Source organism: Shinella sumterensis (genome assembly GCF_004514425.2).
Taxonomy (GTDB): Bacteria; Pseudomonadota; Alphaproteobacteria; order Rhizobiales; family Rhizobiaceae; genus Shinella; species Shinella sumterensis.
In genome coordinates this window covers 288,926-302,553 of the sequence record NZ_MYFN02000003.1, presented here as the reverse complement: position 1 = coordinate 302,553, position 13,628 = coordinate 288,926, and the positions used below count along the sequence as shown (strand labels likewise).

Sequence of the window (13,628 nt, the reverse complement as noted above, 5' to 3'; positions counted from 1 at the left end):
GGTTTGCCGGCGGCGTAGCGAGTGCCGGGAAAGACCGACAACTGAGTTTTGGGAATAGACCGGCTGGGCGAAGCGGCCGGAAACGAAAGGAACACTGCAATGACTATCAAGCTCCAGAAGCCTGACATCACCGAGCTGAAGCCCCGCATCACCGTCTTCGGCGTCGGTGGCGGTGGCGGCAACGCCGTCAACAACATGATCACCGCGGGCCTGGAAGGCGTCGACTTCGTCGTTGCCAACACCGACGCCCAGGCGCTGACCATGACCAAGGCTTCGCGGATCATCCAGATGGGTGTCGCCGTCACGGAAGGCCTCGGCGCCGGCTCGCAGCCGGAAGTCGGCCGCGCAGCCGCCGAAGAGTGCATCGACGAGATCATCGATCACCTGAACGGCACCCACATGTGCTTCGTCACCGCCGGCATGGGCGGCGGCACGGGCACGGGTGCGGCGCCCGTCGTCGCACAGGCCGCCCGCAACAAGGGCATCCTGACCGTCGGCGTCGTCACCAAGCCGTTCCACTTCGAAGGCGGCCGCCGCATGCGTCTGGCCGAAGAAGGCATCCAGGAATTGCAAAAGTCGGTCGACACGCTGATCGTCATCCCGAACCAGAACCTGTTCCGCATCGCCAACGACAAGACGACCTTTGCCGACGCCTTCGCGATGGCCGACCAGGTTCTCTATTCCGGCGTTGCCTGCATCACCGACCTGATGGTCAAGGAAGGCCTCATCAACCTCGACTTCGCCGACGTCCGCTCGGTGATGCGCGAGATGGGCCGCGCCATGATGGGCACGGGCGAAGCCTCCGGCGAGGGCCGCGCAATGGCCGCCGCCGAAGCCGCGATCGCCAACCCGCTGCTCGACGAAACCTCGATGAAGGGCGCCCAGGGCCTGCTGATCTCCATCACCGGCGGCCGTGACCTGACCCTCTTCGAAGTCGACGAAGCGGCAACCCGTATCCGCGAGGAAGTCGATCCGGACGCAAACATCATACTCGGCGCTACCTTCGACGAAGAGCTCGAAGGCCTGATCCGCGTTTCCGTTGTTGCAACCGGTATCGATCGCGCGGCCTCGGAGGTGGCTGCACGGAATGCTGACTTTCGCAACCTCAGCAAGCCGGTAGTTCGCCCGTCCGCCGCCATCCAGCCGCAGCCCGTCGCCGCAGCACCCCAGCCGGTCAGCCAGCCGCAGCCCGTGCTGCAGCAGCAGCCGGTCACCCAGCAGCCCGCCGTCGACCCGATCGCCGAAGCCATCCGCGCCTCGGAAGAAAGCCTCGATCGCGAGCTGTCCATCCCGATGACGCGTCCGGCCCCGGTCCAGCAGGCTGCCGTGCATCAGGAAGAGCCTCGCCTGCAAAACCGCATCTTCGCGGCTCCGGCGGAAGCCCCGGCCGTCCAGCGCGTTGCACCGGTGCAGCAGCAGGCGCCCGTCATGCAGCAGGCTCCGGTGATGCAGCAGCGCGTCGAGCATGCCGCCCCGATCATTCGTCAGGAGCCGCAGTCCATGCGCATGCCGAAGATCGAGGACTTCCCGCCGGTCGTGCAGGCCGAGATGGATCACCGCGCTGCCCAGCAGCCGGCCGCCCATCACGAAGAGCGCGGCCCGATGGGCCTGCTCAAGCGGCTGACCTCGTCGCTCGGCCGTCATGAGGAAGCCCACCCGGCCCAGGAGCCTGCTCCCGTCGCCCAGCAGCAGCAGCGCCGCCCGCTGTCGGCGGAGGCAAGCCTGTATGCGCCGCGTCGCGGCCAGCTCGATGACCACGGCCGCGCCAACCCGCAGCCGCGTGCCCTGCACGAGGACGATCAGCTGGAAATCCCGGCCTTCCTGCGCCGCCAGTCGAACTGAGGCGCAACGGCTTTGTCACAGATGCCCGGATCATCGATCCGGGCATTTTTGTTTCCTTAGTTCTTTCAAGGACTTGCGATGCGGATTTTGCGTAACAAACCGAAAGAAACAGTGATTTGTATGATGGCGACCGGCCGACTAAATTCAGGCTGGGCAAAGGGGCAGCAGGAATCACGCCACGGCATGGCCGCGCGCTACGAAACCTTCAAACGTTCCGGCAGGCTTGTCGGCGAACGCAAGGCGTTCAGCCGCGGTACTGTTCGGCCCGCGAATTGAAATGTCGGCGATGAATGCGCCGAGACTAAGACGAGGCGAATGCACATGACGATGCTCGGTTTCCAGACGACGATTGCGGCCCCGGTGACGATTTCCGGAACGGGCGTGCATTCCGGCGCGGCCGTGTCGATCACCCTGAACCCGTCGGAGGCCGACAGCGGCATCCTCTTCCAGCGCCTGCACGATGACGGCACCGTCAGCGAATACCGCGCCGTCTCCTCGCAGGTCGGCAACACGGATCTTTGCACCGTTCTCGGCTTTTCCGCCGCGACCTCCATCGCCACGGTCGAGCATGTCATGGCCGCGCTTTACGCGCTCGGTCTCGACAACCTGCTCGTCGAAGTGCACGGCTCGGAAATGCCGATCATGGACGGCAGCTCGGCTCCCTTCATCGATGCCATCGATCAGGTCGGCATCGTGCCGCTTTCGGTCAAGCGCCGCTATATCCGTGTCATCAAGCCGGTTCGCGTCGATGCCGGTGCGTCCTGGGCCGAGTTCTCGCCCTATGACGGCATGCGATTCGAAGTCGAGATCGATTTCGATTGCCCGCTGATCGGCCGTCAGGCCTGGAAGGGCGACATGACGCCCTCGACCTTCCGCAACGAGCTTTCCCGTGCCCGGACCTTCGGCTTCATGCGCGATGTCGAGCGTCTGTGGGCCTCCGGCCATGCGCTCGGCTCGTCGCTGGAAAACTCCGTCGTCATCTCCGACGACAACACCGTGATCAATGTCGAAGGCCTGCGCTACGCCAAGGACGAGTTCGTGCGTCACAAGACGCTGGACGCCGTTGGCGACCTGGCGCTGGCCGGCGCACCCTTCATCGGCCGCTACCGTTCCTATCGCGGCGGCCACAAGATGAACGCCTACGCACTCAAGGCGCTGCTCAGCGATCCGACGGCCTATGAGGTGGTCGAAGATGCCGGGTCGCGTTCGCGTCCCGGCCAGCGTGAGCTGGTTGCGGTCAATGCGCCGGAATTTGCGCCCTGGGCTTTGTGAGGCCGGGGCGCAATTAAGCTTTTCTCCCGTCACGACTGCCATAAAAATGCGTTAATGCGCCGGCATGGCGTTGCGATCTTCACGCTTTTGGAGATACAACGCGGGGCGCATGTGCGGCCCGCCCGCATTTGGTGCCGTTGAACTGGGATTGTCTCATGGTTGTTGCAGGATCTGTTGGTGTGAAGAAGACGGCACGTATTGTCTATCTTACGCTTTTCGCTACGGCGGCGTCTGTCGTTCTTTCCGCCTGCCAGTCGGACCCGGACATCGACATCACCAAACTGACGGGCGAAACCGAATCGTCCCAGACGCTCTACAACCAAGGCCTGGCGAACATGAACGCCGGCAAGGTGGGCGAGGCTGCCCGCAAGTTCGAGGCCGTCGACCGCCAGAACCCGTTCTCCGACGAGGCCCGCAAGTCGCTCGTCATGCTGGCCTTCACGAATTACCGTCAGGGCCGCAATGAAGAAGCCATCAAGGCGGGCAAGCGGTATCTGAGCCTCTATCCGGGGTCCGAGGACGCCGCCTATGCGCAGTATATCGTCGGTCTCGCCTACTGGAAGCAGATCCCGAGCGTGACGCAGGACCAGCGCGCCTCGCAGCAGACGATCGAGGCCATGCAGGCCGTCGTCGACAACTATCCGAAGTCGGAATATGTCGAGGACGCCCAGGCGAAGATCCGTTTCGCCCGCGACCAGCTCGCCGGCAAGGAAATGCAGATCGGCCGCTACTATCTCGAGCGCAAGGAATATATCGCGGCGGCCAGCCGCTTCCGCGTCGTCGTCGAGAAGTACCCGATGACCAACCAGATCGAGGAAGCGCTCGCTCGTCTCGTCGAGACCTATTACGCGATGGGCGTCGACAGCGAGGCGCAGACGGCGGCCGCCGTTCTCGGCCACAACTATCCGGACAGCCAGTGGTATTCCGACAGCTACAAGCTCTTGCAGACCAAGGGCCTGGAGCCGCGCGAAAATTCCGGCTCGTGGATCTCGCGCGCGGGCAAGAAGCTGATCGGGGCTTGACGCCGGCCCGGTTGAGCGGAAAGTGTGCGACAGTTCTGCGTCCGGAATCGCGATAACAAAGAGATCTGACACGGTATGCTGGCGCAGCTATCGATCCGCGATATCGTCCTGATCGAACGGCTCGATCTTGCGTTCGAGCCGGGCCTGTCCGTGCTGACCGGCGAAACGGGTGCCGGTAAATCCATTCTTCTCGACAGTCTTTCGCTGGCGCTCGGCGGGCGCGGCGACGGTTCGCTGGTGCGCCACGGAACCGAGCGCGGCCAGGTGACGGCGGTTTTCGACGTGCCGCTTGATCATGCCGCGCGCGCGCTGCTGCGTGAAAACGGCATCGACGACGACGGCGACCTCATCTTCCGCCGCCAGCAGTCGGCCGACGGGCGCACCAAGGCCTTCGTCAACGACCAGCCCGTCTCCGTGCAGCTCATGCGGCAGGCGGGGCAGCGCCTTGTCGAGATCCACGGCCAGCATGACGATCGCGCGCTGGTCGATACGGATGCACATCGCCTGCTGCTCGATGCCTTCGGCGGTCTCAACGATGCGGCCGCCGATGTCGGCAGGCTTTATCATCAATGGAAGGATGCCGAGCGCACCCTGCGACGCCATCGCGACAAGGTGGAGGCCGCCGCCCGCGAGGCCGATTACCTGCGGTCCTCCGTCGAGGAGCTCGAGGCGCTGTCGCCGCAGGATGGCGAGGAGGACGCGCTGGCCGAGGTGCGGTCCCGCATGATGAAGGCCGAGCGTATTGCCGGCGATATCAGCGAGGCGAGCGACTTCCTCAACGGCAATGCATCGCCCGTGCCGTTGATTGCCTCCATGGTGCGGCGGCTGGAGCGCAAGAGCCATGAGGCGCCCGGTCTGCTGGAGGAAACCGTCGAACTGCTCGACCAGGCGCTGAACCACCTGTCCGATGCGCAGATGGCCGTCGAGGCCGCGTTGCGCAAGACGGAATACGATCCGAAGGAACTGGAGCGGACGGAGGAGCGCCTTTTTGCGCTGCGCGCGGCCGCCCGCAAATATTCGGTGCCCGTTACGGGACTGCCGGCGCTGGCGGCGAAGATGATCGCGGATCTCGCCGATCTCGATGCCGGCGAGGAGAAGCTGGTACAGCTCGAATCGCGGCTCACGGAGGCGCGGGCGGCGTTCGAGATCACCGCGCGCTCGCTTTCGGAAAAGCGCCATCGCGCCGCTGAGGCGCTTGCCGCGGCCGTGATGGCGGAACTGCCGGCCCTGAAGCTCGAGCGGGCACGTTTCACCGTCGAAATCACCACCGACCCCGAAGGCGGCGCGGAGGAGGGGATCGATACGGTCGAATTCCACGTGCAGACCAATCCGGGCACGCGGCCAGGCCCGATCATGAAGGTGGCGTCGGGCGGCGAACTCTCGCGTTTCCTTTTGGCGCTCAAGGTGGCGCTGGCCGACCGCGGCTCTGCCCCGACCCTCGTCTTCGACGAAATCGACACCGGTGTGGGCGGAGCGGTGGCCGATGCCATCGGCCAGCGGCTGAAGCGGTTGTCCTCGACGGTTCAGGTCCTGTCCGTCACGCATGCCCCGCAGGTGGCAGCGCGCGCGGCAACGCACCTTCTCATCTCCAAGGGGCCGGTCGAAGGCAGCGAAACGGTCGCCACCCGCGTCGCCCGCATGGACGACGGCGCGCGGACCGAAGAGATCGCCCGCATGCTGGCTGGCGCATCCGTGACCGAAGAGGCGCGGGCCGCCGCGGCCCGTCTGCTTTCCGGTGGCGGCTGAGGGGCGATCCCACCCGCACTCCCACCTTTTCTTTCGCCAACTTTGCTCTAAAACCGGTGGCAGAATCCGGAGCATGTCATGGCCAACGCGAAAATCCCTGTCGAGACACTGACCGAAGAAGAGGCCGCGGCCGAATTGGCCAATCTTGCGGCGGAGATCGCGCGCAACGACGAGCTCTATCACGGGCAGGATGCGCCGGCGATCTCGGACGCGGACTATGACGCGCTGAAGCGCCGCAACGAGGCGATCGAGGCGCGCTTCCCGGCCTTGGTGCGCGATGACAGCCCGTCGCGCCGCGTCGGCGCGGCGCCGCTTCCTACCTTCGCCCCGATCACCCATTCGCGTCCGATGCTGTCGCTTGACAACGCGTTCTCCGACGAGGACGTGCGGGATTTCGTCAACAGCGTCTATCGTTTCCTGGGGCGTCTGCCCGACGAGACGATCGCCTTCACCGCCGAACCGAAGATCGACGGCCTGTCGATGTCCATCCGCTACGAGAACGGTCGCCTGGTATCGGCGGCGACGCGTGGCGACGGAACGACGGGCGAGAACGTGACGGCCAACGTGTTGACCATCGGCGAGATACCGAACCGCCTGCCTGCCGGCGCGCCCGATGTCGTGGAGGTGCGCGGCGAGGTCTACATGGCCAAGAGCGACTTCCTGGCGCTCAACGAGAAGATGGCGGCCGAGGGCAGGCAGACCTATGTCAATCCGCGCAACACCGCGGCGGGGTCGCTGCGCCAGCTCGACGCGAGCGTGACGGCAAGCCGAAAGCTGCGCTTCTTCGCCTATGCCTGGGGCGAGATGTCGTCGATTCCGGCCGATACACAGTTCGGCATGATCGGCGTGCTGAAATCGTGGGGCTTCCCGGTCAACCCGATGACGCAGCGCCTGACCCGGGTGGAGGATATCATCGCCCACTATCGGGAAATCGGCCTTGCCCGGCCGGATCTCGATTACGATATCGACGGCGTCGTCTACAAGGTCGACGAACTGGCGCTGCAGGAGCGGCTGGGCTTCCGGTCCCGCTCGCCGCGCTGGGCGACGGCACACAAGTTCCCGGCCGAGCAGGCCTTCACGATCGTCGAGAAGATCGACATCCAGGTGGGCCGAACCGGCGCGCTCACACCCGTCGCGCGCCTGACGCCGGTCACGGTCGGCGGCGTGGTCGTCACCAACGCGACCCTGCACAATGCGGATTATATCGAGGGCATCGGCAACAGCGGCGAACGCATCCGCCCCGAGGGGCACGATATCCGCATCGGCGATACCGTCATCGTGCAGCGTGCCGGCGACGTGATCCCGCAGGTGCTCGACGTGGTGATGGAAAAGCGTCCATCGGATGCGGCGTCCTATGTCTTTCCCAAGACGTGCCCGGTCTGTGGCAGCCATGCCGTGCGCGAACGTCACGAGAAGACCGGGCGGCTCGATTCGGTGACGCGTTGCACGGGTGGTTTCGTCTGCCGGGCGCAGGCCGTGGAGCACCTCAAGCATTTCGTGTCGCGCAATGCCTTCGATATCGAAGGGCTGGGCGCCAAGCAGATCGACTTCTTCTTCGAGGCGGAGGATGAGGCCCTGCGCATCCGCACGGCACCCGATATCTTCACCCTCCGGCAACGGCAGGAGGCGTCGCCTCTCGCCAAGCTGGAGAATATCGACGGCTTCGGCAAGGTCAGCGTGCGCAAGCTTTTCGATGCGATCGACGCCCGCCGGTCCATCGCGGTCAACCGCTTCATCTATGCGCTCGGCATCCGCCATGTGGGGGAAACCAACGCCAAGCTGCTGGCGCGCGCCTACGGCACCTACGATGCCTTTGCGACGGCGATGAAGGAGGCCGAAAGCCTGTCCGGCGATGCATGGAACGACCTCAACAATATCGAGGGCATCGGCGAGGTCGTCGCGCGCGCCATCGTCGAGTTCTACAAGGAGCCGCGCAATCTCGATGTGCTCGACCGGCTGCTGAAGGAAGTCACGCCCGAGGCGGCGGAAGCCGTGGTCGTCTCCTCCAGTCCGGTTGCGGGCAAGACCGTCGTCTTCACCGGTTCGCTGGAAAAGATGACGCGGGACGAAGCCAAGGCCATGGCGGAGCGTCTGGGCGCGAAGGTCGCCGGTTCCGTTTCCAAGAAGACCGATCTCGTCGTGGCCGGGCCGGGAGCGGGCTCCAAGCTCGACAAGGCGCGCGAATTCGACATCGAGGTGATCGACGAGGACGGTTGGTTCGAACGCATCAAGTCGTGACCGTCAGGGCACGGTGACGATCGAACCGCGGACCAGGAAACGGTCGCCGAACGTCATCGGCACGCCTTCGCCCTCGTTATAGTCGACGGTGCCGCCGAGATAGGCGTGCATGTGCAGATGCGGCTCCGACGAATTGCCGGAATTGCCGACCTGACCGACCGTCTGGCCGACGGCTACCTGTTCTCCCGCGCTGACGGCGATCGACCGGGGTTCCAGATGGGCCAGCAGGACGCGCACCGAGCCGCAGGCGAGGATGACATGGTTGCCGGCCGGCTCCTTAGCGTTCGTTTCCCCGATCGCATTGTCCGCGACGCCGTCATGCGTGGAAATGGCGATGCCACTGCACGGGCTTTTCACCGTCCTGCCGAAAATCACGTAATCGGCAAGCGCGCGCGGCATGAGGCCATCGGCACGCGCGCCGAGCCTGTTCAGCGCGACGATGTCGAGCGCGAAGCGCTGGCTCTTGTCGTTATGATGGTTGTTGATCGACGTCGTGCTGCCGCCCTGGCCGATATAGTATTCGCCGCGATCGAAGGGAAACGCGAGGTCGACGGCGGTTTCGTGGTAGCCGTAGCCGGACAGGCCGCGCATCGCGAGCGCCAGGAAGAAGACGCTCATGGCGGCGGTGAAACCGTGTACGCGCACGGGGGAGGCGGCGGTGTTCCACGGACGGTTGCGAACGCGCATGAACGACAGGAAGGCCGCAAGGGCGAAGACGGCCGGCAGGATGACGGTGAGCGTAACGCTGAGAAAATCCCAGCGCCCCAGAACCGTGATGAAGACAAGGTAGCATGCGCCGTAGAACACGCGCATGAACCACGCCAGCTGGTCGGGTGGGCGTGGCCACCAGAGCCAGATCAGGAAAAAGGCCGGAAGGAAGACCTGCGTCGTCAAGAGGATGGCAAGCGAAAGCTGCATGAGTCAGACCTTGGCGATTGGCCAGGTCTCGCTGATCTCGGACCCCGGCAATTGTCTGGTTCAATACGCGCCAAAGGGATTGGTTCCGCTTTTCGCGAATCTATTCCAAGGCTTGCCGTCGTTTTTTAAGGGCTGGTATAACCCGCCGGTTGAATCGAAATTTCGCCCGCGGCCGGATTGTTGCGGAAGAAGATGGCCCCCTCGGTCTTCGACTGCGCCGCGACATAGTCGAAAACGACGGGATTCTCCTCGATCACGCGCCCGTCCTGGATGAGCCGACCGATCACGGTGACGGCCGCGGCTGTCGTCGTGCCGGTATTGGCGATGTCGAAGGCCACGCGGTAGCCGCTGGCGGCCCGTTCCGTCGACACGACGTGGATGGAAAGATCGGGGGGCGTCGTCGGGCGCATGATCGCCTCCCAGCCCAGCCAGCCGAGCATGGCGGCCACGAGGAGCGCGGAGACGACGCCGGTCAGCCACTCGATCCAGTGTGGATCCTGTCGTTCGCGCTGACGGCGGTTTTCCTGTTTCGTCATGGCATTCTCACAGAATCAACCGTGCGCCGGCAGCGCCGAGCGCGGATGGAAAGCCGAGCACGATCACGGATACCATGATCTCGATTGCCGAACTGTCGCCGAGGCGCTCGAATATCCAGAGCGCCAGCACGCTGACCGCCAATGCGACGACATAGCCGGGCAGGGTGAAGCGCACGAAGGCGTGCCACCATGGCGTTTCGGGCGAAAGCTCGTGCCCGCCGATGAAGGATACGGCATAGACCAGGCCGTGCATCAGCGCGATGGAGAGGAGCGAGACGATGAGAGCGTGCCAGATGGTCATCTTGTAGGCCAGCACCATCATCTCGTCGGTCGGCGCGATGTTGAGCGACAGGAAGAGCGCGCCCACGCCCATCAGGAAGAGCTCGCTGTGATAGGGCGTTGCCTTTTCCTCCGTGTCGTCGTCCTCGTCGCCGAGCTGGCTGCGTCCGAGCATGGCGCCGATGCTGGCGGGGACCGATTGCAGGGCAATCTTGCCGATGAGTTCGCTTGCCGACATGTCCCCGCGCAGAAGGCCGAGCGCGGCGAGCACGATGATGCTGGTCAGGATGCCGATACCGTAGGCGACGACCGCGTCGCGCGCGGCATCGCGCCAGCTCACGGTTTTCTCAAAGCCGATGCGGTGCGCCAGAACGACGAGAAGCGGAATGTTGAGGATGAAGAGCAGCAGCAGTCGCTCGCGTGCCATGTAGAAGCCGAGATACCACATTTCCATGGTCATCAGCATGGGCAGTGCGAAGAACAGCGCGCCTGCGACCCCACGGCCGAGGCCCGTTATGAACCGGCTGAATTCGCTTTGATCGTCTTCGGCGGATGCCGTCCGGTCTGCCATCGCGCTTCCCCCCACAGAAGTGCGACGGTAACGTGGTGCGGACCCGAATGTTCCGCACCACGAAGGTTCTAGCTGCGATCCGTCTTCTTGAACTTCGGCTTCTTGGGGCCGCCTTCGGGCTTGGCGAATTTCTCGTCGCGCTTGCCCTTGAAGGGCTTCGGTCCGCCGAAAGGCTTGCCTGGTTTCTTGGCGGCGTTGTCGTCGCGGTCCTTCCAGTGGGGCTTCGCGCTCGCACCCTCGGCCTTGCCGGAATCGGGCTTCTTGTCGAAGTCCTTCTTCTTGCCGAAGCCAGGCTTTTTCTCGAATTCGCCGCGCGGCTTCCAGTCGGCGCGACGCTCGCCGCGGAACGGCTTGTCGTAGCGTTGCGTCTTCTCGCCCGGCGTGCGCTCGTAGTATTGCGGCGTGAGGTCGGGCATGCCGTCAAGAACGGTCACGCGGACACCGCGTTCCAGCATCTTGTCGGGGCCGAGCGCGCCGAGGAAGGCGTCGGAGGCATCGGCGGAAAGCTCGATGTACGTCTCCTCCGGCTGCATCTTGATGGCGCCGATCTCGTTTTTGGTGAGGGTGCCGTTGCGGCACAGCATCGGGATGAGCCAGCGCGGCTCGGCGCGCTGCTTGCGGCCGACGGAGACGGAGATCCAGGTGCTGCGGGCGAAACTGTCGCGCGGGCGTTTGGTCTCGGCCGGGATCGCATCGTTGCTGCGCTCGCGCGGCTTGCGCTGCTCGAGCGAGACTTCGACCAGATCCTCCGGCGCAGAGCGGCCGGCCTTGAAGTAGCGCGCGACGGCGGCGGCGAGCTGGCGGGCATCGAACTTGCCGACGAGCGCATCGATGGTCTCGATCTCGTCGTCACCGATCGTATCGGTCAGCGTCGTGTCGGCAAGCAGGCGCTCGTCGTCGCGGCGCAGGATCTCCTCGGCCGAGGGCGGGGTGGCCCAGTCGGCCTTGAGGTTGGCAGCCTGCAACAGGCGCTCGGCCTTGCGGCGGGCGCTGAGCGGCACGATGAGCGCGCTCACGCCCTTGCGCCCTGCGCGTCCGGTACGGCCGGACCGGTGCAGCAGCGTTTCCGGGTTGGTCGGCAGATCGGCATGCACGACCAGTTCGAGGTTCGGCAGGTCGATGCCGCGGGCGGCGACGTCGGTCGCGATGCAGACGCGGGCGCGTCCGTCGCGCATCGCCTGCAGCGCGTGCGTGCGCTCGTTCTGGCTGAGTTCGCCCGAGAGCGCGACGACCGAGAAGCCGCGATTGTTGAAGCGGGCCGTCAGGTGGTTCACGGCCGCGCGCGTCGAGCAGAACACGATGGCGTTCTGGGCATCGTAGAAGCGCAGCGTGTTGATGATGGCGTTCTCGCGATCGGCGGGCACGCAGAGCAGGGCACGGTATTCGATATCGACATGCTGCTCGCGTTCGGCGGCCGTCGAGATGCGCATGGCATCGCGCTGGTAGTTTTTCGCGAGCGCTGCGATCTCCTTCGAGACCGTCGCGGAGAACATCAGCGTGCGGCGTTCTTCCGGTGCAGCTTCGAGAATGAATTCGAGGTCTTCGCGGAAGCCGAGGTCGAGCATCTCGTCGGCTTCGTCCAGCACGACGGCGCGGATGGCGGAGAGATCGAGGTTGCCGCGCGTGATGTGGTCGCGCAGGCGGCCGGGCGTGCCGACGATGATATGGGCGCCGCGCTCCAGCGCGCGCCGCTCGTTGCGCACGTCCATGCCGCCGACGCAGGAGGCGATGACCGCGCCGGTCAGTTCGTAGAGCCATTCCAGCTCGCGCTTGACCTGCATGGCAAGCTCGCGCGTCGGCGCGATGACAAGCGCCAGCGGGCTTGCCGCGCGGGCGAAGCGCTCTTCGCCTTCAAGCAGCGTGGGCGCGATCGCAAGGCCGAAGGCAACGGTCTTGCCGGAGCCGGTCTGGGCGGACACCAGCGCATCGGCATCGCCGATCTTGGGATCGGAGACGGCGATCTGCACCGGCGTCAAAGTGGTATAGCCGCGTTTTTCCAACGCCTTTGCCATCGCCGGAGCGAGGCTGTCGAAACTCGTCATGTGGGGTCTTCCGGAATTCGGGTTTAGCGGCGATCTTGCACCGCACTCTCAAGCCCGCGGGTGACGAGCATGTTGACGCGCTCTCTACTGGTCAAAGGGCGAAATGTACAGTGCGCAAAACGCAAAGCTGCCCGTCAGGCGGGCAAAGCGTGCCAAATCCGTTTGCCGATTGTCTTTTTGCGCTGCACAAGATAGAAAATGCCGCCCCGGAAGCGCTCCAGAGAGAATGCACCTGGGATCGCCCGCGGGAGAGGGTGAGAGCAAGGAGGAACCGGCGATGCAGACCTTTACCACCATCGCGGAATTGCGGGCGGCTCTTGCGCCGCACCGGCTGGACGGCCGGACCATCGGCCTCGTCCCGACGATGGGCTATCTTCATGTCGGCCACATGGAACTGGTCCGGCGCGCGCGCGCCGACAACGACATCGTCGTCGCCACCATCTTCGTCAATCCCCTGCAGTTCGGCGCCAACGAGGATCTGTCGCGCTATCCGCGCGATCTCGCGCGCGACCAGGCCATGCTCGAGGCGGAGGGTGTACATTATCTCTTTGCGCCCGGCGTCAAGGACATGTATCCGCAGCCGATGGAGACGGTGGTCGACGTGCCGAAGCTCGGCGCCGAGCTGGAAGGCTCCGTTCGTCCCGGGCATTTCGCGGGCGTTGCCACCGTCGTCACCAAGCTTTTCAACATTGCAGGGCCGGACCGTGCCTATTTCGGCGAGAAGGATTTCCAGCAGCTCACGATCATCCGCCGCATGGTGGCCGATCTCGCCCAGCCGGTCGAGGTGATCGGCGTGCCGACGGTGCGTGAGGCCGACGGGCTCGCCTGTTCCTCGCGCAATGTCTATCTTTCGCCGCAGGAGCGTGCCGCCGCGGCCATCGTGCCGCGGGCGCTGGACGAGGCCGAGCGGCTGGTTGCCGCCGGAGAGACGGATGCGCGAAAGCTCGAGGCGGCGGTGCGCGCCTTCATCCAAGGCGAGGCGCTGGCGGAGCCGGAAGTCGTCGCGGTTCGCGACCCCCAGACACTGGCCGACGTCGCGACCATCGGCGAAAAGCCCGTTCTGCTGCTGCTTTTCGTTCGCTTCGGCAGCACGAAGCTTCTCGATAACCGGGTCCTCGGCCCGAAAAATGCAATGCCTGAACATGCAAAGAAGGTAGCGTGA

Annotated in this window: 11 protein-coding genes; 7 read left to right on the top strand and 4 right to left on the bottom strand. The window is 64.9% G+C overall.

Features of this window, described 5'->3' with window-relative positions; genetic code table 11:
- Positions 1–99 precede the first annotated feature (99 nt).
- The 6 genes from ftsZ (at position 100) to ligA (ending at position 8,120) form a co-directional block, all read left to right on the top strand.
- Complete coding sequence (gene ftsZ, locus B5M41_RS08500; protein ID WP_134649565.1) at positions 100–1,842, top strand: cell division protein FtsZ; 1,743 nt, start codon at positions 100–102, stop codon at positions 1,840–1,842.
- Between the two features lie 78 nt (positions 1,843–1,920).
- Positions 1,921–2,118 carry a hypothetical protein gene (locus B5M41_RS08495; RefSeq protein WP_134649564.1) on the top strand — a complete coding sequence of 66 codons (198 nt, stop codon included), beginning with the start codon at positions 1,921–1,923 and terminating at the stop codon, positions 2,116–2,118.
- 39 nt (positions 2,119–2,157) lie between these two features.
- Positions 2,158–3,114, top strand: coding sequence for a UDP-3-O-acyl-N-acetylglucosamine deacetylase (lpxC, locus tag B5M41_RS08490; protein WP_134649563.1), 957 nt, complete (start codon positions 2,158–2,160; stop codon positions 3,112–3,114).
- A 155-nt stretch (positions 3,115–3,269) separates the two neighbouring features.
- Positions 3,270–4,136: an outer membrane protein assembly factor BamD gene (locus tag B5M41_RS08485; RefSeq protein ID WP_134649562.1), complete on the top strand. Its 867-nt coding sequence runs from the start codon at positions 3,270–3,272 to the stop codon at positions 4,134–4,136.
- 75 nt (positions 4,137–4,211) lie between these two features.
- A complete protein-coding gene (recN, locus tag B5M41_RS08480) occupies positions 4,212–5,882 on the top strand; it encodes a DNA repair protein RecN (protein ID WP_134649561.1) in 1,671 nt (556 codons plus the stop codon).
- A gap of 78 nt (positions 5,883–5,960) precedes the next feature.
- Entirely contained in the window at positions 5,961–8,120 is a 2,160-nt protein-coding gene (gene ligA, locus B5M41_RS08475; protein ID WP_134649560.1) for an NAD-dependent DNA ligase LigA, read from the top strand.
- 3 nt (positions 8,121–8,123) lie between these two features.
- Here the strand turns inward: ligA and B5M41_RS08470 are convergent, their stop codons facing one another.
- The 4 genes from B5M41_RS08470 to B5M41_RS08455 all read right to left on the bottom strand — a co-directional run bounded on the left by B5M41_RS08470 (position 8,124) and on the right by B5M41_RS08455 (position 12,466).
- On the bottom strand, positions 8,124–9,038 hold the full coding sequence (locus B5M41_RS08470; RefSeq protein WP_134649559.1) for a M23 family metallopeptidase: 915 nt from the start codon (positions 9,036–9,038) through the stop codon (positions 8,124–8,126).
- A 125-nt stretch (positions 9,039–9,163) separates the two neighbouring features.
- Entirely contained in the window at positions 9,164–9,574 is a 411-nt protein-coding gene (locus tag B5M41_RS08465; RefSeq protein WP_134649558.1) for a TIGR02588 family protein, read from the bottom strand.
- 7 nt (positions 9,575–9,581) lie between these two features.
- Complete coding sequence (locus tag B5M41_RS08460; protein WP_134649557.1) at positions 9,582–10,424, bottom strand: TIGR02587 family membrane protein; 843 nt, start codon at positions 10,422–10,424, stop codon at positions 9,582–9,584.
- Between the two features lie 68 nt (positions 10,425–10,492).
- On the bottom strand, positions 10,493–12,466 hold the full coding sequence (locus B5M41_RS08455; protein WP_134649556.1) for a DEAD/DEAH box helicase: 1,974 nt from the start codon (positions 12,464–12,466) through the stop codon (positions 10,493–10,495).
- 277 nt (positions 12,467–12,743) lie between these two features.
- Between B5M41_RS08455 and panC the strand changes: the two genes are divergently transcribed.
- Positions 12,744–13,628: a pantoate--beta-alanine ligase gene (panC, locus tag B5M41_RS08450; protein WP_134649555.1), complete on the top strand. Its 885-nt coding sequence runs from the start codon at positions 12,744–12,746 to the stop codon at positions 13,626–13,628.

Bases quoted from the DNA above. Each gene is read 5' to 3' on its own strand.
- ligA (WP_134649560.1), top strand. From the start codon at position 5,961: ATGGCCAACGCGAAAATCCCTGTCGAGACACTGACCGAAGAAGAGGCC.
- B5M41_RS08460 (WP_134649557.1), bottom strand. From the start codon at position 10,424: ATGGCAGACCGGACGGCATCCGCCGAAGACGATCAAAGCGAATTCAGC.
- panC (WP_134649555.1), top strand. From the start codon at position 12,744: ATGCAGACCTTTACCACCATCGCGGAATTGCGGGCGGCTCTTGCGCCG.
- B5M41_RS08485 (WP_134649562.1), top strand. From the start codon at position 3,270: ATGGTTGTTGCAGGATCTGTTGGTGTGAAGAAGACGGCACGTATTGTC.
- recN (WP_134649561.1), top strand. From the start codon at position 4,212: ATGCTGGCGCAGCTATCGATCCGCGATATCGTCCTGATCGAACGGCTC.
- lpxC (WP_134649563.1), top strand. From the start codon at position 2,158: ATGCACATGACGATGCTCGGTTTCCAGACGACGATTGCGGCCCCGGTG.
- B5M41_RS08495 (WP_134649564.1), top strand. From the start codon at position 1,921: ATGCGGATTTTGCGTAACAAACCGAAAGAAACAGTGATTTGTATGATG.
- ftsZ (WP_134649565.1), top strand. From the start codon at position 100: ATGACTATCAAGCTCCAGAAGCCTGACATCACCGAGCTGAAGCCCCGC.
- B5M41_RS08465 (WP_134649558.1), bottom strand. From the start codon at position 9,574: ATGACGAAACAGGAAAACCGCCGTCAGCGCGAACGACAGGATCCACAC.
- B5M41_RS08470 (WP_134649559.1), bottom strand. From the start codon at position 9,038: ATGCAGCTTTCGCTTGCCATCCTCTTGACGACGCAGGTCTTCCTTCCG.
- B5M41_RS08455 (WP_134649556.1), bottom strand. From the start codon at position 12,466: ATGACGAGTTTCGACAGCCTCGCTCCGGCGATGGCAAAGGCGTTGGAA.